The organism is Comamonas sp. 23 (assembly GCF_049601575.1).
GTDB classification, from domain to species: domain Bacteria; phylum Pseudomonadota; class Gammaproteobacteria; order Burkholderiales; family Burkholderiaceae_C; genus Comamonas; species Comamonas squillarum.
Map to the genome: position 1 here is coordinate 3,547,890 of NZ_CP187127.1, position 24,250 is coordinate 3,572,139.

The window sequence follows — 24,250 nt, forward strand, 5'->3', positions numbered from 1 at the left end:
GTGTTGGGTACGATTTGGCCACAGAACGAGAACTGTCCGACTTTCTGAAAAGCGTTGAAAAGCGAGCTTTCAAGCGCTCGCTTTTTCATGTGCGCGACCAGGAAGCAGCGCTCGACATCGTGCAGGACAGCATGATGAAGCTGGCCGAGCACTATGGGGACAAGCCGCCCAACGAGCTGCCGATGCTGTTCCAGCGCATCCTGTCCAACAGCACGCTCGACTGGTTTCGCCGGCAAAAGACGCGCAACGCGCTCTTTACGACGATGAGCGACTTCGAAGGCCCGGATGACGAGGGGGAATTCAACCTCCTCGATATCTATAACGCCGACAATGGAGAGGCCGAGCAGAGTGCCGAGGACCACACCAACCGCAAACAAACCCTTGCATTAATAGAAAAAGAGATACAACAGTTGCCAGCGCGTCAACGCGAAGCGTTTCTGATGCGTTATTGGGAAGAGATGGACATCGCAGAGACTGCAGCAGCCATGGGTTGCTCAGAGGGAAGTGTAAAAACCCACTGCTTTCGCGCCATCCAAACCTTGAGTAAAGTGCTTAAGGCCAAAGGAATCGTGCTATGAACCGCTCAAACACCGCCCAAACCGTTGTCAATGCTGAAATTTTTGCCCGCCGCGTCACCGCTCGGCTGAGCGAAGCCGAGGCTGATCTCGACTACGACATCAGCGAACGTTTGCGAGCGGCCCGCGAGCGCGCGCTGTCCCGCCGCAAGGTGGTGGCTGTGCCCGCTATTGCACGCCAGCCCCAGCAGGAAGCTGCACCTTCTGGCAAACGCAACTGGTGGCGCGCCGTGGTGTCGGCCGTGCCGCTGAGCGCGATGGTGGCCGGCCTGGCTTTCTTCAATGGTGTTCAGGCGGACGAAGGCGCCAGCGAAATGGCAGAGTACGATGCCACCTTGCTGGCTGACGAGCTGCCGCCAAGCGCCTATACTGATCCTGGTTTTACCCAGTTTCTGAAGATTGCTGCCCAAAAGCAGCCCACTGACAAGCGTTGAGACACGATTACGATAACGACGAGGTAGCCGGCAGCACGCCCGCCCCTTCGAGCATCCCCGCCCTGGCAGCCAGTATTTTGCTGGCTGCTTTTGCTGTTGTGGGCATCTACGCCGGCAATAAGGCCGCCAATATCTACGGCAGCGCCGCCAGCGATCTGGTGAGCGCCAACAGCGTCACGCGCTCGAGCAGCCCGCGCAATGAAGGCCCGAGCTGGGAGGCGCTCGATGACGACCAGCGCACCGTGCTGGCGCCGCTCGAAGAGCAGTGGAACTGGCTGACCACCCAGCAAAAAAGCCGCTGGACAATGATCGCCGACAGCTTTGACGATTTCTCCCCCGAAGAGCAGCTGCGCATTGCCGAGCACATGAAGGAATGGGCCAAGTTCAGCCTCTCCGACCAAAGCCAGGCCCGGCTCAACTACTCGAACATCAGCAGCCTGTCGGCCGAGGAAAAACGCAAGCTCTGGGAAGACTACCAGGCACTCAGCGCCCGTGAGCGCAAGCGCCTGGCCCAGGGCGGCGTGCTCTACCACGGTGGCGTGGCGCTGGCGCCCCGCCCCACCGCCCGCAGCACCGGGCGCCTGGTCAAGGTGCCCGCTGCCGCCATCAACCCCAACCGCGCCAACCCGCCCAAAATCCTGCCGCCGCCCGAGATCCGTGTGCAGTCGCGCGGCATGGTGACGCCAGTCGAAGTAGGCCCCCTCAGCGGGCCAGCCCCGGCCGCCAACGGCGCAGCGCACGCCCCAGCCCCCGCGCTACCCCCGGCGCCGTCCCCCGCCTTGCCGCCTGCCCCGGTGGTGGAGACCGCCCCGGTGCAAATGCCCGCGCCTGTTACCTCCTCGCCGCTGCCCCCGCTCGATGCCCCCAGCCGGCCACCGGCGGGCGAATCGCAGTCGCGCAACAGCGACAGCCCGGTGCACCCGCCGACCTGATACTGTCCGCATGCAGACCACTTCCAGCACAACAGCGCTCCCTTCCGGCCCTCTCGCCACCAGCGCCCTGTTGCGCGCACCGCGCCTGGCGCGGCGCATGGCCTGCTGGTTGTACGAGGGCATGCTGATGTTTGGCGTGGTCTTCATGTCGGGCTACCTCTACAGCTCGCTGAGCCAGACCCGCAATGCGATGGACAACCGCCATGGCCTGCAGCTGTTCCTGTTCATCATCTTTGGCATCTACTTCACCTGGTTCTGGCACAAGGGCCAGACCCTGGCGATGAAGACCTGGCAGATCCGCATCGTTGACCGCCATGGCCAGCCGCTGACCCAGGGCCGCGCGTTGCTGCGCTATGTCTGCAGCTGGCTGTGGTTTCTGCCGCCGCTGGTTGTCAGCATGCCCTTTAGCCTGCCGGTGGGCGAAATCGTCGTGCTGCTGAGCGGCTGGATCGTGCTCTGGGCGCTGGCCAGCCGGCTGCACCCGCTGCAGCAGTTCTGGCACGATGCGATCGCGGGTACCCGCCTGGTCAGCGCCGAGCGCCCTGCGCCCAAAAACACGGCGCCTGATCGGTCGGGCTAGATGGACCCTTGTTGCGCCAGCGCTGCTGGGCGCAAGCGCCACGCAGCGCGCCGATCAAATGCTGCAGTGCAATAATATGCTTTGTGTCGCCCGCGCTGTGCCATGATGGGCGACTACCACGCTCCCTATGAACCAGCCCGATCCCCGCCCCCCCACCGAGCCCGCCGCGCCAGCGCACAGCCTGGCCGACATCCACGCCGCCAACCCGCAAAAAAGCCGCACGGGCCTGGCCCGCGTCTGGCATGCCGCAGGCTACTCGCTGCAAGGCCTGCGGGCCGGCTGGGGCGAAAAGGCCTTCCGCCTGGAGGCCATGCTCGCGCTGCTGATGCTGCCTGCCTCCATCTGGCTGGCGCGCGATTGGCGCGATTGGGCCTTGCTGATCACCCCGGTTTTTCTGGTGCTGATCGCCGAGCTGCTCAATACTGGCATCGAGATGGCGATGGACCGCTTTGGCCCCCAGTGGCATGCACTGGCCAAGAAGGCCAAGGACATGGGCAGTGCCGCCGTGTTCCTGGCGCTGGTGCTGTGCGCGGCGGTGTGGCTGCCTGCCTTGTATGAAAGATTGCTGAAATGACCAACTCCCCTAGCTTTTCGATGTGCGTTTACTGCGGCTCGCGCCCCGGCAAGACCGACGCCTTTGGCCAGGCCGCCCAGGCCGTGGGCCACTGGATTGGCAGCCACGGCGGCCAGCTGGTCTATGGCGGCGGCAAATCCGGCCTGATGGGCACGGTGGCCCGCGCCACGCGCGAGGCCGGCGGCCGCGTGGTCGGCGTGATCCCCAAGGCCCTGGTGGACCGCGAGCTGGCCAATGAGCTCTGCGACGAGCTGCACGTGGTCACCACGATGCACGAGCGCAAGGCCATGATGGCCGAGCGCAGCAATGCCTTCATCGCCATCCCTGGCGGCATCGGCACCTTTGAAGAGCTGTATGAAATCTGGACCTGGCGCCAGTTGGGCTACCACGACAAGCCCATCGGCATTCTCAACGCCCATGGCTACTACGACGGCATGCTGCAGTTCCTGCAGCAGTGCGTGGGCCAGGGCTTTATGGACGACTGGCAGATGGGCCTGATCAAGAGTGGCGATGACCATACCGCGCTGCTCGCACAACTGGTCGAAGAAGCCGGCCTGTCGCAGCAAAGCGATGCGATGCGTGCCGTGATCTAAGCCGCGCCCCGCAGACACAAGAACATCGGCCCGCTTATAAGCGGGCCGATGGCTTTTGGTGGGCCACCACCGCCGCGGTGGATGAGGCGGCAGCAGTGTCTGGGGCAGAGCCCTTAGTCGTTATCGGCCACCGTCTTGGCAAACGCAATGCCAATGAGCGAGATGACCGCCGTGCCCACGATGTACCAGGCCACCGGCACCCAGGAGCCGTTGTATTTGTTGAGCAGCCAGGTGGCGAGCAAGGGGGCAGTGCCGCCTGCCAGCGCCGCGCCAATCTGGTAGCCCAGCGTGATGCCGGTGTAGCGCACGCGGGTCGAGAAAATCTCCGAGAACAAGGTGCCCAGCACGGCGGTGATGGGTGCCCAGACGAGACCCAGGCCGATGACGGTGGCGATGACCAGGCTGGTCATAGTGCGCTGCTCGAGCAGCATGAAGTACGGGAAGGTGAAGGCGGCCATCACCAAGGTGCCAGCGATAAACATGCGCTTGCGGCCAATGCTGTCGGACAGGCGCCCCATGATGGGAATCATCACGGTCGTCAGCAAGGTGGCAATGGTGACCGCATTGAGCACGGAGATGCGCTCAAAGCCCAAGGTGGCCGTGGCGTAGCTGACGATAAAGGTCGAGAAGATATAGAACGGCGCCGTTTCGACAAACTTGATGGCGACGGCCACCAGCACCGCGCGCCAGTGGTAGCGCAGGGTTTCGACCAGCGGGATCTTGGCGACATTGCCGCTGGCCTTGGCCTGCTTGAACGCAGGGGTCTCATCAATGCCCTTGCGGATCCACAGGCCCAGGAACACCAGGATGGCGCTCAGCAGGAACGGCACGCGCCAGCCCCAGGCCAGAAACTGGTCATCGGGCAGGGTGCTCATCACGGTGATGGCCAAGGTGGCCAGCACCATGCCGATGGTCACGCCCATCTGCGGCACGCTGCCAAACAGACCCTTGCGGTTCTTGGGCGCGTATTCATAGGCCAACAGCAGCGCGCCGCCCCACTCGCCACCAATGCCCAGGCCTTGCACCAGGCGCAGCACGATCAGCAGGATCGGCGCCCATATGCCAATTTGCTCATAGCCCGGCAGCAGGCCGATCAGCACGGTGGCGCCGCCCATCAGCGACAAGGTGATCACCAAGGTCTTCTTGCGCCCGATGCGGTCACCGATGTGCGAGAAGATAAAGCCGCCCAGCGGCCGGATGAAGAAGGTCAGCGAGAAGGTCAGGTAGGACAGCATCAGCCCCACGACCGGATCGGTGGTTGGGAAGAACACCTTCCCGAACACCAGCGCCGCCGTGGTCGCATAGAGGAAATAGTCAAACCACTCGATGGAGCTGCCCATCAGACTGGCAATCAGTACTCGCTTGTTGGTGGCCGCAGACGCTGCTGGCTCGGTCGAAGAGGTGCGCATGGAAGGGATGTGAACAGATAGCAAAAGAAAGGGAGAACACTGGCCCGGCCCGCACTGGGCCAGGCACAGCAGATCAGGTGGCCGAGGCGCCCGAGGTGCCCGCAGCGGTATAGGCGTCAAAGGCCAGCGATGCGGCGGCCAGGTCCTCCAGCGCCGTGCCCACGGCCTTGAACAGCGTGATCTCATCGGCGCTGCGGCGGCCCGCGTGCTGGCTGCGGCACAGCTGCTCCAAGGTGGCAGCCAGGCCGCTGGCCTCCCAGGCGCCGCTGGCGATGGGCGCCAGAATATCGCCCGCCTTCATCAGCGCTTCGGGCGTATCGACAAAAACGGTGGCGCGGGCAAAGCAGGCGTCATCGCTCTCGCGCATCGCCGGGGTAAAGCTGCCGATCAGGTCCAGGTGCACACCTGGCTGCAGCCATTCGCCACGCACCAAGGGCGCGTTGGACAAGGTGGCGCAGCTGATGATGTCGGCCTGGCGCGCCGCCTGCTCCAGGTCGGTGGCGACTGCGGCTTGCAGGCCTTGCGCCTGCAGGCGCGCCACCATCGCTTGCGCGGCCTCGGGGCGGATGTCCCAGACCTGCACCTCCTGGATATCCCGCACGCAGCGGTAGGCATCGGGCAGCAGGCTGGCCACGCGGCCGGCGCCCAGCACCAGCAGACGGCGGGCATCGGGGCGGCTGAGCCAGCGCGCGGCCAAGGCCGATGCCGCAGCGGTGCGGCGCGAGGTGATGGCATCACCATCGAGCACCGCCAGCGGGGCGCCGGTGGTCGCGTCGTACAGGATAAAGACCGAATGCAGACCCGGGAGGCCCCGCGCCTGGTTGCCTGGGAAGATGGAGACCGTCTTGACCCCCATGCGCTTGCCGGTTTGCCAGGCGGGCATCAGCAGCAGGATGCCGTCTTCAGCGCTCGTCTGGCCGGCGATCTGGTGGTTGTGGCGCAGTGGCACTTCGCAGCCGGCGATGAACATCTGTTCCAGACAGTCGATCAAGGCCGCCATGGGCAGGTGTTGCGTGGTGTGGGTGGAGTCCAGGATCTGCATGTGGCGCAATAAATCTACTAAAGAGAATTAATTTTCGTATACGAAATTTAATGCAGTTTGAGACAATAAATTTCTTAAATCCGTTCTTTCTGTCTAGGGTTTACCCGAGAATTAGGCCTAAAACGCGGCCGCCACGGCTTCGCTGTGCCACGGGCCAGCGCAGCGCCCCCTACACTGGCGAGCACCACAAGAGCCTGCCATGCCCCACGCCCCACCGCCCCACCACAACGCCGGCGCCGATGCCACCACCGATGTGCTGGCCACCAAGCTGCGCCTGCTGCGGCGCGATGCCGATCTGACCTTGCAGCAGCTGAGCCAGCGCTGCGGCATCTCAGCGTCTGCACTGTCCAAGATCGAACACGGCCAGCTCTCGCCCACCTATGAAAAAATCGCGGCGCTCGCGCGCGGGCTGGAGGTGGACGTGGGCGAGCTCTTCAGCCCGCTGCAGCAAACGGGCCTGCGCGCGCGGCGCAGTATCACCCGCCAGGGCGATGGCCTGGTGCACCGCACGCCGCAATATGTCTATGAGCTGCTGCATGCCGACCTGGCCGACAAGCGCTTTATTCCGCTGCTCACCACCATCAAGGCCCATGAGCGCAGCGCCTTTCCGCAGTTGCTCAGCCACGATGGCGAAGAGATGCTGTATGTGATGCGCGGCAGCGTGGTCATCCATACCGACAGCTACGCGCCGCTGGAGCTGGCCGCCGGCGACTCCTGCTATTTCGACAGCGTCATGGGCCATGCCTGCATCTCGGGCGGCGATGAAGATGCGCAGGTGCTGTGGATCTGCTCGCACACCACGATCAAGCCCTGAACCCGCTGCCCAGCAATCGGTGGCAGACATGAAAAAAGCGCCTTGGTGACCAAGGCGCTTTTGCGGATGCGGGGACTGCCTGGATCAGACCGCCGCTTCGTCCAGATCGCCGGTACGGATACGGATCACGCGCTCGATCTCGGTGACGAAAATCTTGCCGTCTCCGATCTTGCCGGTGCGGGCCGCGTTGACGATCGCGTCCACACAGCGGTCCACATCCTCGTCTTTCACGGCGACTTCGATCTTCACCTTGGGCAGAAAGTCCACGACATATTCCGCTCCGCGATAGAGCTCGGTATGGCCCTTTTGGCGGCCAAAGCCCTTGACCTCACTGACCGTCAGACCGGTCACACCCACATCCGCCAGAGCTTCACGCACCTCGTCCATCTTGAAAGGTTTGATAACGGCGGTAATCATTTTCATAAAGCTCTCCTGGGATGGGCATATACACGCTGCGCAGGCGATGCGCGCAGCAACTGGGGCTATTGTGCGTCAAGATTCCGGCTTCGGCACCTCCGGGGCCAAATCTCCAGGCAATGGCAGCCCAAGCCATGGCCCATCCGCCCGCTAAACGCCGTCCAGCCGCAGGTCCAGACGGGCAGCCAGCGCCTGGCTCTGGGCGTTGAGCCCTGTCACCTGCACGGCGCTGCCATGCTTGCGCAACCGTGCGCAGACCTTGGCGAGCGCCTGCACGGCCGTGATGTCCCACAGATGCGCCTGCGCCATGTCGATGCGCACCGGCCGGCCCTCGATCTCGCGCACATCAAAGGCATCAACCAGCAGATCGGCCGAGGCAAAGAACAGCTGGCCACGCACGGCGTAGACCAACTCGGCATCGCCGCTGCGCTGCACCTGCAGCAGCCTGGACATCTTGAACATGAAGAACACGCCGCTCAGCAGCACGCCCACCGCCACGCCAGCGGCCAGGTTGTGGGTGGCGATGGTGACCACCACCGTGGCGAGCATCACCAGGCTCGACAGCTTGGGATGTTTGAGCAGCGCGCGGGCCGATCCCCAGTCCAGGGTCGAAGCCGACACCATGACCATGATCGCGACCAGCGCCACCACCGGCACCTGGGCCACCCAGGGCTTGAGCAGCACCATCAAGCCCAGCAAAAAGGCACCGGCAAACAAGGTGGACAGCCGGCCGCGCCCGCCATAGCGCACATTGCTCACGCTCTGGCCGATCATGCCGCAGCCCGCTATGCCACCAAAGCAGCTGGCTGCGATATTGGCCAGGCCCAGCCCGCTGCATTCGCGGTTTTTGGCGCTGGGGGTATCGGTCTGCTCATCGACCACGCTGGCGGTCATCAAGGATTCGAGCAGGCCCACCATCGCAATGGCCAGCGCCGGCAGCGCGATCAGCTGCAGGGTCCGCCAGGACAGCGGCACATCGGGCAGCGCCCAGCTGGGCAAGCTATCGGGCAGGTGGCCCAGGTCAGCCACAGTCTTGAGCGGCAGATCCAGCGCATGGGCTGCGCCCGTCAACGCCAGGATGCAGATCAAAGGCGACGGGATGGCCGTACTGATGCGCGGCAGGCCATAGATGACCACCAGGCCCAGCGACAGCATGGCCCAGGTCGCGCCATTGGCGCCCACCAGGTGTGGCAGCTGGGCCGCAAAAATAAGAATGGCCAGCGCATTGACAAAACCGGTGCGCACCGAGCCCGAGACAAAGCGCAGCAGCACGCCCAGGCGCAGCCAGCCAAACAGCACCTGCATGGCGCCGGCCAGCAGGCCCGCCGCCAACAGGTACTGCAGGCCATGGGCCTGCACCAAGGGCGCTGCGACCAGGGCCACTGAGCCCGCAGCGGCCGACACCATGGCCGGCCGCCCGCCCGCAAAGGCAATGACGATGCTGATGACAAAGGAGGCAAACAGGCCCACCGATGGATCCACTCCGGCGACATAGGAAAAGGCGATGACCTCGGGGATCAGCGCAAACGTGGCGACCGCGCCGGCCATCAGCTCGCGCGGCACGCTCGGCGCCCACTGGGCGCGGAAATAATGAAGAAAAGGGGACATGGCAAAGCGCGCACCCGGTATCACCGAGTGCAGCTCCAAAAAAGACGGAAGTAATGCGGCGGCGCAGGCGGGCCGCGCGATGCCGCGATCAACGAAAGCGAGGGAAGGCGCGCCGCGCTATGGCGGATTGAGCCGCGAGAAGCCCGACTGGCGCGTGGCGACCTGGCGCGCAATGCGTGCGCGCACAAAGCTCTGAAAGCGCGCAGCCCCCAGCCGCCCCGCATTGGGTGCAAACGGCGGGCAGGCACAGCGCATCAAGGGCATCAAGGGCATCAAGGGCATGGGCCGCAGGCGTGGGTCACAGGCACGGGCAGTGGCCGCCGCCGCTCAGCCGCGAAAACCGTTGGTGATGGGGTAGCGCCAGTCGCGGCCAAAACCCCGGGCCGACAGGCGCGGGCCCACGGCGGCCTGGCGGCGCTTGTATTCGTTGATGCGGATCAGGCGCACCACCCGCTCCACATCGGCGCGGGGGTAGCCGGCAGCCACAATGCTGTCGATGTCGGCGTCCTGCTCCATATAGCGCGCGATGATCGCATCGAGCACTTCATAGGGCGGCAGGCTGTCCTGGTCCTTCTGGTCCGGCCGCAGCTCGGCACTGGGCGGGCGGGTAATGATGCGCTCCGGAATCGGGTTGCGGCCGGTTCCGTAGGGGTCATGGGCATTGCGCCAGCGCGCCAGCTCGAACACACGGGTCTTGGGCACATCGCGCAGCACCGCAAAGCCGCCCGCCATGTCGCCGTACAAGGTGCTGTAGCCGGTGGCCATCTCGCTCTTGTTGCCGGTGGTCAGCACGATGGAGCCAAACTTGTTGGACAGCGCCATCAGCAAGGTGCCCCGAATGCGGGCCTGCAGGTTTTCCTCGGTCGTGTCTTCGGCGCGGCCGGCAAAATCATGCGCCAGCGCGGCCTTGAAGGCTTCGAACTGCGGCGCAATCGAGATCTCCTCATAGGCCACGGACAGGCGCTCGGCCATCTCGCGCGCATCGATCCAGCTGATATCGGCCGTGTAGGGCGAAGGCATCATCACCGTGCGCACTTTGTCGGCCCCCAGCGCATCGACCGCAATCGCCAGCACCAGGGCCGAATCGATACCGCCGGACAAACCCAGCACCGCACCGGGGAAACCGGTCTTGCCCAGGTAGTCGCGCACCGCCACCACCAAGGCCTGCCACAGCTGCTGGTTGGTGTCGCCAGGCTGGGCGATGGGGCCGGACAGCTGCAGGCCCGTGGCCGTGGCCTCGACCTGCACGGTCAGCAGATGCGCGTCAAAACCTGGGGCGCGGGCGGCCACCTGGCCATCGGCATTGAGCGCAAACGAGTGGCCGTCAAACACCAGCTCATCCTGCCCGCCCACCAGGTGGGCATAGACCAGCGGCAGACCGGTCTCGCGTGTGCGCTCGGCCAGCAGGGCCTCGCGGTGGCCGGGCTTGTCCATCTGGAATGGCGAGGCATTGATGACGGCCAGCAGCTGCGCACCGGCCGCCTTGGCCGCCCGCGCGGGCTGGCTGGCCCAGGCGTCTTCGCAGATCAGCAGGCCAATGCGGCTGCCCGCCACCTCGAACACACAGGTCTGCGTGCCTTCGACAAAGTAGCGGGTCTCGTCAAATTCACGGTAGTTGGGCAGCAGCTGCTTGCGGTAGCTGGCCAGCACCTGGCCGGCGCGCAGCACGCTGGCGGCGTTGTAGCAGCGGCCATGGGCCGCATGCTGCGCCGCCTGCGGGTGGCCCAGCACCACCGTCAGATCAGGCCACTGCCGGCTGGCCTCCAGCACCTGCGCCACGGCGGCATCGCAGGCCGCCAGGAACGAGGGGCGCTGGAACAGGTCCTCGGCGGCATAGCCGCAAATGCCCAGCTCGGGGGTCAGCAGCAGCTGGGTGCCCTGGGCCGCGGCCTGCGCCGCCGCATCAATGATCTTGCGGGCATTGCCCGGCATATCGCCCACAACAAAGTTCAGCTGGGCGCTTGCAATGGAAAAATGGGACATGGATGGTTCGATGGCAGTGAGCAGTGCACCAGGGCCACAAGGAGAGTGGGCAGGGCCCGTGCCTGGCGCAGCCAAAGAGTCTAGCCTACAAACCCCAAGGCCTGCGCAGCGGCACGCAAATCCCGCCAGTCCGGGTCCGCTGGCGCGCGGTTTGCGGGCAAAATCGGGCTTTTGCACCACCACCTGCAGCGTCCCATGAACTTTGGCAGCGACAACCAAGCCGGCGTCTCCCCCCGCATCCTGCAAACTCTGGTAGAGGCCGCCAGCGGCATCCAGTCCGCCTACGGCAACGACGAATGGAGCCAGCGCGCCGAGCAGATGCTGGGCGAGGCCTTTGGCGCGCCCGTCAAAGTGTTCTTCGTCACCACCGGCACAGCGGCCAATTGCCTGGCGCTGTCCACCATCGCCCAGCCCTGGAACGCCGTGGTCTGCCACCACATGGCTCATATCGCGGTCGATGAGAACAGCGCCCCGGCGCTCTTCACCGGCGGCGCCAGCCTGCTGCCGATGGCCACGGACAACGGCAAGATCAGCGCCGAGGACCTGGCCGCGTTTGTGGAGCGCACCCCCCACGACGCACCCCACAACATGGTGATCAGCGGCCTGAGCATCTCCCAGGTGACCGAGAACGGCCTGGTCTACCAGCCCCAAGAGATTGCCGCACTGGCCGCCCAGGCCCATGCACTGGGCCTGCGTCTGCACATGGATGGCGCGCGCCTGGCCAATGCCATCGCCGCGCTGCAGTGCCACCCGGGCGACATCACCTGGCGCGCGGGTGTCGATGTGCTGAGCCTGGGCGCCTCCAAGAACGGCGCGCTGATGGCTGAGGCGGTGGTGTTCTTCGACCAGGCGCTGGCCCAGAACTTCTCGCTGCGCATCAAGCGCAGCGGGCAGCTGGTCTCCAAAAGCCGCACCATCGGCGCGCAGTTCTGCGCCTGGCTGGAGGGCGGCCACTGGATGGAGCTGGCCCGCCATGCCAATGCGATGGCAGCCAAGCTGTCGGCCGCACTCGCCGCCACGCCTGGTGTACGCCTGAGCTGGCCCACCCAGGCCAATGAAGTGTTTGTGCGGATGCCCATTGCGCTCTATGAACATCTGCGCGCCCAGGGCGTGCGCTGCTCTGACTGGTACGCCAGCAGCCTGCCGGCAGGTACCCAGCTGCAGGCGGGCGAGGTGGTGGTGCGCTTTGTCGCGTCCTGGTCCAGCAGCGACGAAGAAATCGCCGCGCTGATGGACCTGGTGCACAGCCACCAGCGCCAAGCCGCATAACCTGCCCCGTGCAGCGGCGCAGCAGGCAGACCACAATCGGGCCATGACCTCGCTGCCCGCTGACCCCACGCCCGCACCCCACCCTGGCCCCAGCCTGGAGCTGCGCATCCTGCCCAGCATCGCCGAGTTCGATGCCCTCGCCTGGGATGGACTGCTGGCCTTGCAAGAGCGCCCCACCCCCTTCATGCGCCACGCCTATCTGCAGGCGCTGGAGGACAGCGGCAGCGCCACCGTGGAGAGCGGCTGGCAGCCTTGCCACCTGAGCCTGTGGCAGGGTGACGTGCTGGTGGGCGCTTGCCCTATGTACCTCAAAAGCCATTCCTATGGCGAGTACGTGTTTGACTTTGCCTGGGCGCGGGCCTATGCCGAGCATGGCCTGGACTACTTCCCCAAGGCGGTCATTGCCGTGCCCTTTACCCCGGTGCCCGGCAGCCGCCTGCTGGTGGCCGATGACAGCTTTCGCGCGCCGTTGCTGCATGCCGCCACCCAGTTTTGCGACCAGCAGCAGGTCTCGTCGCTGCACCTACTGTTTGGCGCTGCGCCCGATCTTCAGGCGGCGGATAACATTGCGCTGATGCAGCGCGAGAACGTGCAGTTCCACTGGCGCAACCGCGATGCGGCCGAGACCGGCGACGCCAGGCCCTACGCCGACTTCGATGATTTTCTGGCTGAGCTGCAGCAGGACAAGCGCAAGAAGATTCGCCAGGAGCGGCGCAAGGTGCAGGCCGCTGGCGTCACGTTCCGCCATGCCAGTGGAGCGCAGATCAGCGCAGCCGATTGGGACTTCTTCTACCAGTGCTATGAGCGCACCTATCTGGAGCATGGCAACGCGCCCTACCTGACCCCGGCGTTCTTTGCCGCGATGCGCACGCAGATGGCCGAGCACTGGCTGCTCTTTATCGCCGAGCGCGAGGGCCGCCCCATCGCCGCCAGCCTGATCGCGATCGATGCGCCGGGCACGGGGCCGCGCCACGCCTATGGCCGCTACTGGGGTGCGATGGAGCGGGTGGACTGCCTGCACTTTGAGGCCTGCTACTACCAGCCCATTGCATGGTGCATACGCCATGGCCTGCAGTGCTTTGAAGGCGGCGCGCAGGGCGAGCACAAGATGGCACGCGCCCTCATGCCGGTGCGCACCCCCAGCGCCCACTGGCTGGCCCATGCCGGCTTTGCCCAGGCGGTAGAGCGCTACCTGGCGCGCGAGTCCCAGGGCATGGCCGAGTACCAGCGTTCGCTGCAGGACCACAGCCCGCTCAAACACCGGCCATAAGCCCGGCCCCGGCTGGTTGATCCCCTGCCCAAGTTGTAATTAATCTTGTCGGTGGTTGCGGCGCTGTGACCGCTGTCGGCGATACCGCACAACAAGCACGACTGCGCACTGACAGGCTCTGGCATGGCCGCTGCGCACAATGGCTACACCTCAACCAAGCAAGGAGTGGCACCATGAACAAGGACCAAGTCGTAGGCAAGATCAAGGACCTCGCAGGCGAAGCACAGGCCGGTGTCGGCAAGGCCATCAACAGCCCCAGCCAGATCGCCAAGGGCAAGGCACTGGAGGCCGAAGGCGAAATCCAGAAAAAGGCCGGTGATGTGAAAGAGAGCTTGAAGGACGCCGCTGATGCGGCCAAGAAGCGCCTCTGAGCCTGATCGACCTCCGGGGTGTAACAGCGGCCTTGATGAACGTCACTAACACATACAAATTACCGACATTGAGGCACTCAATTTAAGGCAATATAAGCCTATTGATTCAACCGAACCCCTCCTTGGCCAGCATTCGTTGCTGGCATTTTTTTGCCCGCAGCAAAAGTGCAGGCAGCGCGAAGACCGCCTGCACGAACCGTGCAGAGATGCCAGATATGGACGCGGAAAAAGAGATCAGGCAGGAGCGAATCAGGCCGCTTGCGCTTGCACCGGCGCCAACGATGCCAAGGCACCCAGCAAGGCCCAGCCCAGCGGCCATTCGCCATGGCCCGATTCCACATTGATATGGCCGGCCGAAGGCACGCGCACAAAGGTGCTGCCCCAGCTTTTGGCATAGGCGCTGGCCATGCGGATCGGACAATAGGGGTCGTTGCTGCTGGCAGCCACAATGCTGGCAAAGGGCAGCGGGTTCGCGGGCACGGGTGTGAAGTCTTCAAACAGCGCGCGGCGCTCCGGATCGGCCGGCGCCACCAGCAAGGCCCCGGCAATGCTGCCGCGTTGCTGGTTGCCTAGTTGCTCGACCGCATGCACGCTGGTGATGCAGCCCAGCGAATGGGCCACCAGGATGACCGGGTGCGGCGCGGCCTCAATGGCCTCCTGCACACTGGCTACCCAGGGGCTGCGGTGCGGTTGCAACCAGTCCTCCTGCTCCACGCGCAAGGCGCCGGCAATCCGTTCAGCCCACAGGCTTTGCCAATGGCCGGGGCCGGAGTTGCGCCAGCCCGGCACGATCACCACCGAGACCTGCGCACCCGTCTCGGCTTCTCCACGCCACCCCGGCTGCACAGGCCGCTGGCCATTACGCTGTGCGACCGCAATGGCCGCAGGGCGTGGCGGGGGGGAGGGATTGATCGTGACAAGACAGGCACCGGACATGCATGCATTGTCAAAGCAGGCTTTTAGATCAACAACGACTATTTTTTAGTATTGTTATTTCTAAAATTAATATGAAGCAGCGCCAGGCATTCAGGTCCCATCGGTTTGGCCAATGCGCTGCAACGGCAGGTTCTCGCCCATGAAGTCCAGAAACGCGCGCTGCGCTGGCGCCATATTGCGGCGCGAGACAAAGGCCGCATGCAAGATGCCTTCGGGGATGCTCCAGCCGGCCAGCAGCTCGACCAGGTCGCCATTGGCGACCTCATCGCGCACCATGGCCGCGGGCATCCAGCAGGCGCCAATGCCGTCGAGCACGGCATATTTCAGCGTCACCAGGTCATCGGCCACATAGCGAGCCTGGTGGTGGATGGTCACATGCTCGCCTTCGGGGCCCACCAGCTGCAAGGTGCTGTTGCCATCGGCACTGGTCAGCGACATCGTCGGGATCTTGCTGCCCAGGTCCTGCGGGGTCTGCGGCACGCCATGCACGGCCAGCAGCTCGGGGCTGGCCACCAGGCGCTGGCGCGTCATGCCCAGGCGTTTGACGACCAGGCTGCCGCTGTCATTGAGGTTGGCACGCACCCGCAGCGCCACATCAATGCCCTCTTCGATCAGGTTGATGGTGCGGTTGGTCACCAGCATCTCGATGCGCACCTTGGCATAGGTACGCAAAAAGGCCGGCAGCAGCTTGCCCACCGCGCCCTGGGCCAGGGTGACAGGGCAGGACACGCGCACCGTGCCCGAGGGCTCGCGCTGGGTCTGCTCCATCTCGGCCTGCGCATTCTGCGCCGCCTCGCGCGCTGTTTGCGCATGGCGCAAAAAGGTCTCACCGGCATCGGTCAACGACAGCCTTCGCGTCGTGCGCTGCAGCAGCCGCACGCCCAGCTGCGCCTCCAGATCGGCAATGCGGCGCGACAGGCGCGACTTGGGCACCCCCAGCGCGCGGCCCGCCGCAGCAAAGCCGCCGCGCTCGACCACTTCGGCAAAGTAGTACATGTCGTTGAGGTCGTATTTCATCGTGAGAGGCAGCGTTAGCGCGGTCTGCGCGGGCACAGGCGGCAAAAAAGTCTGCCCATCATAGTTCTAAAAATAGAACAATCCAACCCAATTCCAGCGCTCAATCGGGCCCGCCAGCAGTGACAGAATTCAGCCATTGGCAAAAATGCTGCGACTGCAGCAAAAGCCGTCACCTGATTGAAGGACTGACCATGAAACTGCTGCATATCGATTCGTCCATCCTGGGCGCCAACTCCGTCTCCCGCCAACTCAGCGCCGAAGCCGTCAAGGCCTGGGTTGCGGTGCATCCCAACACCCAGGTCGAGTACCTGGACCTGGCCGTCAACACCCCACCCCACCTGGGCGCTGACGCACTGGGCTTTCGCACCGGCCAGGAAGCCAAGACCGAAGCCGAGCGCGAGCAAAATGCGATCTCCGAGGCCCTCGTGAGCCAGCTGCTCGAAGCCGATGTGCTGGTCATCGGCGCGCCTTTGTACAACTTCAGCATCCCCACCCAGCTGCGCAGCTGGATTGACCGTGTGCTGCAAAGCGGCCGCACCTTCCGCTACACCGCCAACGGCCCAGAAGGCCTGGCCGGTGGCAAGAAGGTGATCGTGGTCGAATCGCGCGGCGGCATCTACTCGACCAGTGAAGGCGGCCGTGCGATGGAGCACCAGGAAACCTACCTGCAAACCATCTTCGGCTTTATCGGCATCACCGATGTGCACTTTGCCCGCGCCGAAGGCCTGGCCATGGGCCCTGAAGCCCGCGCCGCTGCCATCAGCAAGGCCCAAGCCGAGATCGCCCAGGCCGTGGCCACGCCGATGCAGCAGGCCGTCGCGGCCTGATTGCCGCGCACCTGAACAGCAGGAGGCCGGAAGCCCAACGCCCCCTCCGACTGCGGCCTGGCACCCACCACCCAGTGCCGAGCTTTATCGCCGATCTGAAGAAGAGCCTTCCGATCAGCTTTTTTGCGTCTGCATGACAAGGCAAGCCACTGAATCAGCCTATTGATGCGGCGACTGAAAAGTGCTCAACCCGTGGTTACAATCGGCCGCCTCTGCTGCGCTAAAACTGCCTCCCATGAGCCAACTCGGTATCGCCTTGCATGTCTGCGGGCTGTGGATTCTCTCTAGCCTGGACGCCAGCGGCAAGCTGCTGGTCCTGGCGGGGGTGCCGGTGCTGATGGTGGCCTGGTTCCGTTATGTCGGCCATGTGGTGCTGATGGGGGTGTTTGTGCTGCCCAAGCGGGGGCTGGGGCTGTTTCGCACGCAGTCGCTGTCGCGCCAGGTCCAGCGCTCGGTGCTGATGATTGCCACCACCTTGCTGTTCTTCCATGTGCTGAGCATGGTGCCACTGGCCGAGGGCACGGCGATGAACTTCATGGCGCCGCTGTTGGTGATGGGGCTGGCGCCCTGGCTGCTGGGCGAGCGCCCGGGTTGGCACCGCTGGGCGGGCGTGCTGCTGGGCTTTGTCGGCATGCTGGTGGTCATCCGCCCGGGCGGGCAGCTGTCCACCGAAGGGGCCATCTGGGGCGTGGTGACGGCCAGCACCTTTGCGCTGTTCCAGATCAGCACGCGCCGCGTGGCGGCAGACGACCCGCTCACCAGCAACCTCTACGGGGGCCTGTTTGGTGCACTGGTACTGAGCGCCTTGCTGCCCTTTTTCTGGAAGCAGCTCGATCTGACGGTGTGGCAATCGCTGCTGCTGGCCTCCACCGGCCTGTCCGGCTTTGTCGGTCACTGGCTGCAGATCACTGCCTACAGCAAGACCAGTGCGACCTTGCTGGCGCCGTTCAACTACCTGCAAATCGTCTCGGCCACCACCTTGGGCTGGTTGATTTTTGGCCAGTTGCCCGATGCGGCGACGGCTGCCGGCATGGCCTTGATCTGCTGCGCGGGCCTGGGTGTGGTGCTGGTGGAAGTGTGGCAACAGCGCCTGCGCCAGCGCCTGTCAGCCTAAAAAGCCAGCGGAAACAAGAGGGAAAGCGCGCAGAGCCTCTGCCCAATACCCCAGCATTTAAGACCAGCTTCACCATTGAAGAAGTACCCCTTCGTCATTCGCGCACACCGGGGAAACCCAAATATCAAATTGATAGCGATATATGCAAACCCAATGAGCATATAGCGCCTATTCCTTGCTGCTGCTCAGGTTGCAAAAACGGACAACTTGGATTGCCGCACGCCTGAGGGGCTCGGGTGACAATTAACAATTTGGCGGCAATGCTATACATTCGGTGATGACCGTCGCACAAGCGACAAAATTCATAATTCCAGTCACCGAGACGACATGCCATGGACGATCCAATCCTGACCCCCGAAGAGCGCGAAGCCATCAACACAGGGCGCTGGTTCAGCACCCTCTCGCCGACTTTGCGCCATGACATTCTGCGCTGTGCCTATGTCAAGCGTTTCAAGGATGGCGGGTTGATCTTCTCCCGTGGCGATGAGCCCGAAGAGTGGGTGTCCGTGGCCCGGGGCTCGGCCCGCGTGAGTTCGGCGTCGCTCACGGGCAAGCAGATCACCTTGACCTATGTCGAGCCAGGCACCTGGTTTGGCGATGTGGGCCTGTTCGATGACGACAGCCGCACCCATGATGTCTATGCCCATGGCGAGACCACGCTGGTCTGCGTCAGCAAGGCCGACTTCCAGCGCATCTTGCAGACGCATGTGGAGTTCTACCAGGCGCTGGCACGCATGCATGCGCGCCGCATCCGCAGCCTCTACGGCATGGTGGAAGACCTCAACACCTTGCCGCTGCGCGCGCGCCTGGCCAAGCAGCTGCTGCACCTCTCGCGCAGCTACGGCGTGCCCGGCAAGGAAAGCAGCGAAACCCGCATCGGCCTGCAACTGGCCCAAGAAGAGCTGGCCCAGTTGCTGGGCGCCTCGCGACAGCGGGTGAACCAGGAGCTCAAATCGATGGAGCGCGAGTCCTCCATCCGCATCGAGCCCTCGGGCCTGACGGTGCGTGACAGCAATGCGCTGCGCCGCATCGCCGCTTCCGAGTAAAAAGATGCGCATTCGCCCACCACCCGCACTGGCTGGTGGGCCTTGTACAGCACGGGCGCAACGTCCGGCTTAAAACACCCCGTAGCGGTAGGCCACATACAAAGCGGCCAGCACACCGACCACTGCCAAAATCCCCATGATGCGTCCCATAGCTCGCGCTCCCTGGTTGTATTGCTAAATTGCCTCAGCCTCGGCCCAGCGCCATCGCCACACCCCGGTTGGCCAGTGCGTCTGCGCGCTCATTGCCTGGGTCGCCGGCATGGCCCTTGACCCAGTGCCAGGTGATACGGTGCTCGCCGCCATGCACCAGTGCATCGAGGCGCTGCCACAGATCGACATTCTTGACTGGCTCCTTGCTGGCCGTGCGCCAACCCTTGGCCTTCCAGCCAGAGATCCATTCAGTGATGCCTTTGCGAACGTACTGGCTGTCCAGATACAGCTGCACATCACAGGGGCGCTTCAAGGCTTCGAGCGCCTGGATCACCGCCATCAGCTCCATGCGGTTGTTGGTCGTGCCCAGCTCGCCACCAAACAGCTCCTTTTGCGCAGTGCCAGCGCTGAGCAAAGCGCCCCAGCCGCCAGGGCCAGGGTTGCCCTTGCAGGCACCGTCCGTATAAATCACCACTTGGTTCACACCCACTCCTTGGCACTTGCCGCGATTACAGAGGGCCACTATAAGCGCATTTGCTGGCTATTTTTGGGCCCCTGTGCGCGGCGGACTGCAGCCGCTTACGGCCGTGTCATTCCACACGGCGCTGCGTTTCGCTCAGCCGCTCACGGGCGGCCACCGCAGGGCGCGCCACGCCACTGGGCGCCGCTGCCTTCCACGGTGCGGCCAATTTGTGCACGCTGGGCACTTTTTTCACCGCCTCGGCAAAATACACGCCGCCCAGTACCGGCCAAGCCGTAGGCCCGACCCTGTCCATCCATTCCCAGCGGCGCAGCCAGGCATCGCTGCGCATCGCAGGGCGAAAGCAGCCAAAGCTGGCGCTTTGCAGCTCCAGCCCCAGTAGCTTGAGCCAGTCGCGCAAACGCCCGTAGCCGATCAGGTTGTGGTCATTGGGCATCGGCGGGAGCTTTTGCAGTCCCGGAATGCGGCGGCTCCAGGTGTGCATGCCCCAGAGGCTGGCAGGGTTGATGCCGCTGATCAGCACCCGGCCTTCGGGCACCAGCACACGGGCCACCTCGCGCAGCACCGCATGGGGGTCGGCGCTCAGTTCCAAGGTATGGGGCAGCAGCACCAGGTCCAGGGTATCGGGGCCAAAGGGCAGTGCATGGGCATCACACAGCAAGCTGGCGGTGACAGGCTCTGTCCGCGTTGCGGGCAGACCCGGCTCGCTTTGTAAAGGCAGTGCAAAGCTCTGTACATCTGCCAGGCGGCTTTGTTGCCACTGCGCGGTCTGCTCGGTCGAGTCGAGCGCGAGCCAACGATGGGGCGTGCGATTGTTGCGCAGCCCCTGCAGCGGGAAAAGCCCGATCTGCAGGCTATGGAAGCCAAAAATATCGGCCACGGCATCGTCGTAACATGTTTGCTCCCAAGACAGCATGTAGCTGCCCAGCGGCGTCTGCCACCAATTTTGCGTGCCTATAATTTGGTCATTCATGCATCTGTTACCTCTGCCCGCTTTCAACGACAACTACATCTGGCTGCTGCACGACGGACAGCGCGCGCTGGTCGTCGACCCAGGCCAGGCTGCGCCCGCGCTGGACGCGCTGCGCCGCCTGGGTCTGCAGCTGCAAGCCATTGTAGTGACCCACCACCATGGCGACCATACCGGCGGCGTGGCCGAGCTGCGCGAGGCCACTGGCGCTCGTGTGTACGGCCCGGCCACCGAGGACATTCCCCAGCCTTGCCAGCCCATGCAGGGCGGCAACACGCTGGAGCTGCTGGGCCCGCAGTGGCAGGTGATCGATGTGCCCGGCCATACCGCCGGGCATATCGCTTATTACTGCGCCGATGTGGCCGGGCAGCCGGTGCTGTTCTGTGGCGATACCTTGTTCTCAGGCGGCTGCGGCCGCCTTTTTGAAGGCACACCCGCGCAGATGCATGCATCGCTGTCGGCGCTCGCTGCGCTGCCCGCCCAAACGCGGGTCTGCGCCGCCCATGAGTACACGCTGTCCAACCTGCGCTTTGCGCAGGCGGTGGAGCCCGACAACCCGGACATCGCCCGCTACCTGGCGCACTGCGAGCAGCTGCGTGAGCGCGGCGCGCCTACCTTGCCCGCGCAACTTGGCAACGAGCTGCGCATCAACCCTTTCCTGCGCTGCAGCCTGGCCACCGTGGCCCGCGCTGCGCAGCAGTTTGATCCCTCCACCCCTGGCAGCGACCCGGTCGCCGTTTTTGCCGCGCTGCGTCGCTGGAAGAACCAATTCTGATGAAGTATCTGTACCTGTGGAGCCTCAGCGCCCTGCTCGCCCTGACTGGCTGCGCCACGACCGAGACCGGCGGCCCGCCCACCGCAGCAGGCGATGCACCGAAGATCAGCTCGGTACCGCACACCCCCAACTACCCCAGCGGCCCCTTGAGCCCCATCAATGCGGCCAGCCTGCAGGGCAATGGCGCCGTCACCAGCCTGGCCGTGCCCGATGATCTCTGGGACCGCATCCGCCGGGGCTTTGCGATGCCCGATCTGGAAAACGACCTGGTGGGCAACCAGGAGCAGTGGTATTCCAGCCGCCCCGATTACATACAGCGCATGACCCAGCGCTCCTCCAAGTACATGTTCCACATCGTCGAGGAGCTCGAGCGCCGGGGCATGCCCACCGAGCTGGCCCTGCTGCCCTACATCGAGAGCGCCTACAACCCGCAGGCGGTCTCCAGCGCCAAGGCGGCCGGTATGTGGCAGTTCATGCCCGCCACCGGCACCTATTTCGACCTCAAGCAGAACATGTTCCGCGACGACCGGCGCGACGTGCTGGCCTCGACCCGCGCGGCGCTGGACTACCTGCAAAAGCTCTACAACATGTTTGGCGACTGGCACCTGGCACTGGCCGCCTACAACTGGGGCGAAGGCAGCGTGGGCCGCGCCATTGCACGCAACCAAAAGCAGGGCCTGGGCGGCGGCTACACCGACCTGAGCATGCCCGATGAGACGCGCAACTACGTGCCCAAGCTGCAGGCGGTCAAGAACATCATTGCCCACCCCGAGCGCTTCCAGGCCGAGCTGCCGCTCATCGAGAACCACCCCTACTTCCAGGCCGTGACCCTGGACCGTGACATCGACACCGCCCAGGTAGCCGAGATGGCCGGCGTCACGATGGATGAGTTGAAGTCGCTCAACCCCTCGTTCAACCGCCCGGTGATCTTCAAGGCTGGCACGCCCCAGGTGCTGCTGCCCTGGGACAACGCCAATGTGTTCCGCCGCAACCTGCAGGCCCATGAAAAAGGCCAGTACGCGAGCTGGACGGTCTGGACCGTGCCCAGCACCATGACCGTGGCCACGGCCGCTGGCATGGTCGGCATGAGCGAGAACGACCTGCGCGCGGTCAACAATATTCCGCCGCGCATGATGGTCAAGGGCGGCTCGTCGCTGATGGTGCCGCGCTCGGCCGCTGTCAAGCAGGATGTCTCCAGCCACCTGGCCGACAACGCCCACATCGCGCTGACCCCGGAAGTGGTCACCCGCCGCACCACCGTCAAAGCCCGCAAGGGCGACACCGTCGCGCGCGTGGCCCAGCGCTACCGCGTCACCGCCGCACAGGTGGCCGACTGGAACGATATCGGCGTCAAGAGCGCCTTCAAGGTGGGCCACCAGGTCGTTCTGTACATGCCTGTGCGCGTAGGCGCAGCACCCGCCCCCAGCGGCGGCCATGCAGCCCGTGGCAGCCGCAGCAGCAACGCCAAAAAGCCCGCCGTGCGCCAGACGGCCACCAAGAAGGCCCCGTCCAAGCGCAGCACCAGCACCACGAAGAAAAAGCGCTGAGGCAGCCCGCGCCACGCCAGCAAAAGACGCTCCCCGGAGCGTCTTTTTTTATGCGCACAGACTTTGCGGACAAAGGCCTCGCACTATGCTGGGCGCAACACAGAGGAGATGGCATGCGCGAAGGATTGGAAAAACTGCTGACCAAGGGGCAAGACAGCGCGGTGCTGCGCTTTGGCCTGGGCCAGGCCTGCTTGAAGGAAGAGGACTATGCGGCCGCCGCGCTGCACCTGGCGCAGGCCGTCGCCCAGAATCCGCAGTACTCGGCCGCCTGGAAGCTGCTGGGCAAGGCCCAGCTGGAATCGGGCGTGCCCGATGCCCGCATGCAAGCGCAGGCGAGCTGGCAGCAAGGCCTGCAGGTGGCGGAGCAGCAGGGTGACACGCAGACCGTCAAGGAGCTCACGGTGTTCTTGAAACGCCTGCAAAAAGCCGCTGAATAAGCAGCCTTAGCGGTGGCGATCACCGATAAAAAAACGGCAAGGCCGCCAAGGCGCTTGCCGTTTCTTTGTTTCACCTTGCTTGCACCCTGCCAGGTGCCGAAGGTCAGTTGTCCAGCTTGGGGTCCAGCGCATCGCGCAGGCCATCGCCCAGCAGGTTGAAGGCCAGCACGGTCACAAAGATCGCCAGGCTCGGGAACAGCGCCACATGCGGGGCATTGAGCATGTCGCTGCGCGCCTCGTTCAGCATCGCGCCCCACTCCGGCGTCGGCGGCTGCGCGCCCATGCCCAGAAAGGACAGGCTGGCGGCCGTGATGATCGAGGTGCCGATACGCATCGTCAGGTAGACGACCACCGACGAGACGGTGCCCGGCAGCAGATGGCGCAGCATGATGACCCGGTCGGGCGCGCCGATGGAGCGCACCGCCTCGATATAGGTCTGCTGTTTGAGCGCCAGCACATTGCCGCGCACCAGGCGGGCAAAAGCGGGCACGCTGAACACGGCGACGGCCATGATCACATTGATCATGCCGTTGCCCAGGATGGCAACGATACCGATGGCCAGCAAGATGCCGGGGAAGGCGAACAGCACGTCGGACATGCGCATCACGCAGCGGTCCCACCAGCCTTCGTAGTAGCCGGCCAGCAACCCCAGGATGGCGCCGATCACCGCGCCGATGGCGACCGACACAAAGCCCGCCGCCAGTGAGATGCGCGCGCCCACCAGGATGCGGCTGAAGATGTCGCGGCCCAGCGAATCGACACCAAACCAATGCTTGGCCGTGGGGGGCGAATTCAGCGCGTCGTAGTCGAAGAAGTTCTCGGCATCGTAGGGCACGATCCAGGGCGCCAGGATGGCTACCAGCACCAGGGCGATGATGAAGACGCCAGCAAACAAGGCCAGCTTCTGGCGTTTGAACTTGCGCCAGAACTCGGCCATCGGCGTGCGCATGCGCGTCGATGCGGCCAGGTTGGCAGGCAGGGACGGCGCAGCAGCGCCGGCGGTAGAGACCGTGTGGGCCGCCGCCACAGCGCGGTCGGCAGATTCAGGAGCGTTCGGAGTAGTCATGGCCAAAGCACCT

27 protein-coding genes are annotated in these 24,250 nt (G+C 64.6%); 16 read left to right on the plus strand and 11 right to left on the minus strand.

The genetic code is table 11. The annotated features are described in order from the left end of the window. Positions 1 to 14: 14 nt before the first annotated feature. The 6 genes from ACPEE1_RS16100 to ACPEE1_RS16125 all read left to right on the plus strand — a co-directional run bounded on the left by ACPEE1_RS16100 (position 15) and on the right by ACPEE1_RS16125 (position 3,688). Positions 15 to 578 carry an RNA polymerase sigma factor gene (locus ACPEE1_RS16100; RefSeq protein WP_182345611.1) on the plus strand — a complete coding sequence of 188 codons (564 nt, stop codon included), beginning with the start codon at positions 15 to 17 and terminating at the stop codon, positions 576 to 578. After that, on the plus strand, positions 575 to 1,009 hold the full coding sequence (locus ACPEE1_RS16105; RefSeq protein WP_021024894.1) for a DUF3619 family protein: 435 nt from the start codon (positions 575 to 577) through the stop codon (positions 1,007 to 1,009). Before ACPEE1_RS16100 ends, ACPEE1_RS16105 begins: the two co-directional genes overlap by 4 nt. Beyond that, positions 1,006 to 1,941 carry a DUF3106 domain-containing protein gene (locus ACPEE1_RS16110; RefSeq protein WP_116925033.1) on the plus strand — a complete coding sequence of 312 codons (936 nt, stop codon included), beginning with the start codon at positions 1,006 to 1,008 and terminating at the stop codon, positions 1,939 to 1,941. The genes ACPEE1_RS16105 and ACPEE1_RS16110 overlap by 4 nt, the downstream gene beginning before the upstream one ends. A gap of 10 nt (positions 1,942 to 1,951) precedes the next feature. Continuing rightward, positions 1,952 to 2,521 (plus strand): RDD family protein, encoded by a 570-nt coding sequence (locus tag ACPEE1_RS16115; RefSeq protein WP_260719193.1) that lies wholly within the window; start codon positions 1,952 to 1,954, stop codon positions 2,519 to 2,521. Positions 2,522 to 2,648: 127 nt separating this feature from the next. Next, the gene (locus ACPEE1_RS16120; RefSeq protein ID WP_116925032.1) at positions 2,649 to 3,095 is read left to right on the plus strand and encodes a diacylglycerol kinase; all 447 of its coding nucleotides are present in this window, start codon (positions 2,649 to 2,651) and stop codon (positions 3,093 to 3,095) included. Continuing rightward, on the plus strand, positions 3,092 to 3,688 hold the full coding sequence (locus ACPEE1_RS16125) for a TIGR00730 family Rossman fold protein (protein WP_116925031.1): 597 nt from the start codon (positions 3,092 to 3,094) through the stop codon (positions 3,686 to 3,688). Before ACPEE1_RS16120 ends, ACPEE1_RS16125 begins: the two co-directional genes overlap by 4 nt. A 113-nt stretch (positions 3,689 to 3,801) precedes the next feature. Here ACPEE1_RS16125 and ACPEE1_RS16130 read toward each other — a convergent pair whose 3' ends face one another. After that, a complete protein-coding gene (locus ACPEE1_RS16130; protein ID WP_423933872.1) occupies positions 3,802 to 5,097 on the minus strand; it encodes an MFS transporter in 1,296 nt (431 codons plus the stop codon). Positions 5,098 to 5,170: 73 nt separating this feature from the next. Further along, positions 5,171 to 6,139, minus strand: coding sequence for an ornithine cyclodeaminase family protein (locus ACPEE1_RS16135; protein ID WP_423933874.1), 969 nt, complete (start codon positions 6,137 to 6,139; stop codon positions 5,171 to 5,173). A 199-nt stretch (positions 6,140 to 6,338) separates the two neighbouring features. Here ACPEE1_RS16135 and ACPEE1_RS16140 point away from each other — a divergent pair, with 199 nt between their 5' ends. After that, entirely contained in the window at positions 6,339 to 6,953 is a 615-nt protein-coding gene (locus tag ACPEE1_RS16140) for a helix-turn-helix domain-containing protein (RefSeq protein WP_182345321.1), read from the plus strand. A gap of 84 nt (positions 6,954 to 7,037) precedes the next feature. Here ACPEE1_RS16140 and glnK read toward each other — a convergent pair whose 3' ends face one another. The 4 genes from glnK to ACPEE1_RS16160 form a co-directional block, all read right to left on the minus strand. Beyond that, a complete protein-coding gene (glnK, locus tag ACPEE1_RS16145) occupies positions 7,038 to 7,376 on the minus strand; it encodes a P-II family nitrogen regulator (protein ID WP_116925027.1) in 339 nt (112 codons plus the stop codon). A 144-nt stretch (positions 7,377 to 7,520) separates the two neighbouring features. After that, complete coding sequence (locus tag ACPEE1_RS16150) at positions 7,521 to 8,978, minus strand: SulP family inorganic anion transporter (protein ID WP_423933879.1); 1,458 nt, start codon at positions 8,976 to 8,978, stop codon at positions 7,521 to 7,523. A gap of 117 nt (positions 8,979 to 9,095) precedes the next feature. Beyond that, on the minus strand, positions 9,096 to 9,260 hold the full coding sequence (locus ACPEE1_RS16155) for a hypothetical protein (RefSeq protein WP_182345319.1): 165 nt from the start codon (positions 9,258 to 9,260) through the stop codon (positions 9,096 to 9,098). A gap of 45 nt (positions 9,261 to 9,305) precedes the next feature. Then, a complete protein-coding gene (locus ACPEE1_RS16160; RefSeq protein WP_423933882.1) occupies positions 9,306 to 10,961 on the minus strand; it encodes an NAD+ synthase in 1,656 nt (551 codons plus the stop codon). A 195-nt stretch (positions 10,962 to 11,156) separates the two neighbouring features. Between ACPEE1_RS16160 and ACPEE1_RS16165 the strand changes: the two genes are divergently transcribed. From ACPEE1_RS16165 to ACPEE1_RS16175, 3 genes are all read left to right on the plus strand, one after another. Then, on the plus strand, positions 11,157 to 12,230 hold the full coding sequence (locus ACPEE1_RS16165) for a threonine aldolase family protein (RefSeq protein WP_116925025.1): 1,074 nt from the start codon (positions 11,157 to 11,159) through the stop codon (positions 12,228 to 12,230). A gap of 43 nt (positions 12,231 to 12,273) precedes the next feature. After that, entirely contained in the window at positions 12,274 to 13,500 is a 1,227-nt protein-coding gene (locus ACPEE1_RS16170; protein WP_116925024.1) for a GNAT family N-acetyltransferase, read from the plus strand. Positions 13,501 to 13,673: 173 nt separating this feature from the next. Continuing rightward, positions 13,674 to 13,871 carry a CsbD family protein gene (locus tag ACPEE1_RS16175; RefSeq protein ID WP_021025136.1) on the plus strand — a complete coding sequence of 66 codons (198 nt, stop codon included), beginning with the start codon at positions 13,674 to 13,676 and terminating at the stop codon, positions 13,869 to 13,871. A gap of 249 nt (positions 13,872 to 14,120) precedes the next feature. On the opposite strand, the gene ACPEE1_RS16180 is transcribed toward ACPEE1_RS16175, so the two are convergent. After that, positions 14,121 to 14,717: an RBBP9/YdeN family alpha/beta hydrolase gene (locus ACPEE1_RS16180; protein ID WP_260719187.1), complete on the minus strand. Its 597-nt coding sequence runs from the start codon at positions 14,715 to 14,717 to the stop codon at positions 14,121 to 14,123. 180 nt (positions 14,718 to 14,897) lie between these two features. Continuing rightward, positions 14,898 to 15,824 (minus strand): LysR family transcriptional regulator, encoded by a 927-nt coding sequence (locus ACPEE1_RS16185; protein WP_021025134.1) that lies wholly within the window; start codon positions 15,822 to 15,824, stop codon positions 14,898 to 14,900. A 191-nt stretch (positions 15,825 to 16,015) separates the two neighbouring features. Between ACPEE1_RS16185 and ACPEE1_RS16190 the strand changes: the two genes are divergently transcribed. From ACPEE1_RS16190 to ACPEE1_RS16200, 3 genes are all read left to right on the plus strand, one after another. After that, positions 16,016 to 16,651, plus strand: coding sequence for an FMN-dependent NADH-azoreductase (locus tag ACPEE1_RS16190; RefSeq protein ID WP_116925022.1), 636 nt, complete (start codon positions 16,016 to 16,018; stop codon positions 16,649 to 16,651). 235 nt (positions 16,652 to 16,886) lie between these two features. Beyond that, entirely contained in the window at positions 16,887 to 17,765 is an 879-nt protein-coding gene (locus ACPEE1_RS16195) for a DMT family transporter (protein WP_423933889.1), read from the plus strand. A gap of 332 nt (positions 17,766 to 18,097) precedes the next feature. Next, positions 18,098 to 18,811 carry a Crp/Fnr family transcriptional regulator gene (locus tag ACPEE1_RS16200; RefSeq protein WP_021025131.1) on the plus strand — a complete coding sequence of 238 codons (714 nt, stop codon included), beginning with the start codon at positions 18,098 to 18,100 and terminating at the stop codon, positions 18,809 to 18,811. 184 nt (positions 18,812 to 18,995) lie between these two features. Here the strand turns inward: ACPEE1_RS16200 and rnhA are convergent, their stop codons facing one another. Continuing rightward, positions 18,996 to 19,445, minus strand: coding sequence for a ribonuclease HI (gene rnhA / locus ACPEE1_RS16205; RefSeq protein WP_116925247.1), 450 nt, complete (start codon positions 19,443 to 19,445; stop codon positions 18,996 to 18,998). A gap of 106 nt (positions 19,446 to 19,551) precedes the next feature. After that, positions 19,552 to 20,415: a class I SAM-dependent methyltransferase gene (locus tag ACPEE1_RS16210; protein WP_116925020.1), complete on the minus strand. Its 864-nt coding sequence runs from the start codon at positions 20,413 to 20,415 to the stop codon at positions 19,552 to 19,554. Between ACPEE1_RS16210 and gloB the strand changes: the two genes are divergently transcribed. The 3 genes from gloB to ACPEE1_RS16225 all read left to right on the plus strand — a co-directional run bounded on the left by gloB (position 20,414) and on the right by ACPEE1_RS16225 (position 23,171). After that, entirely contained in the window at positions 20,414 to 21,187 is a 774-nt protein-coding gene (gene gloB, locus ACPEE1_RS16215; protein WP_423933894.1) for a hydroxyacylglutathione hydrolase, read from the plus strand. The two genes, ACPEE1_RS16210 and gloB, sit on opposite strands and share 2 nt — an antisense overlap. Next, on the plus strand, positions 21,187 to 22,734 hold the full coding sequence (locus tag ACPEE1_RS16220) for a transglycosylase SLT domain-containing protein (RefSeq protein WP_325654673.1): 1,548 nt from the start codon (positions 21,187 to 21,189) through the stop codon (positions 22,732 to 22,734). The genes gloB and ACPEE1_RS16220 overlap by 1 nt, the downstream gene beginning before the upstream one ends. A 113-nt stretch (positions 22,735 to 22,847) precedes the next feature. Next, entirely contained in the window at positions 22,848 to 23,171 is a 324-nt protein-coding gene (locus tag ACPEE1_RS16225; RefSeq protein ID WP_182345316.1) for a tetratricopeptide repeat protein, read from the plus strand. 103 nt (positions 23,172 to 23,274) lie between these two features. Here ACPEE1_RS16225 and gsiD read toward each other — a convergent pair whose 3' ends face one another. Further along, the gene (gsiD, locus tag ACPEE1_RS16230) at positions 23,275 to 24,237 is read right to left on the minus strand and encodes a glutathione ABC transporter permease GsiD (protein ID WP_116925016.1); all 963 of its coding nucleotides are present in this window, start codon (positions 24,235 to 24,237) and stop codon (positions 23,275 to 23,277) included. Positions 24,238 to 24,250 lie beyond the last annotated feature (13 nt).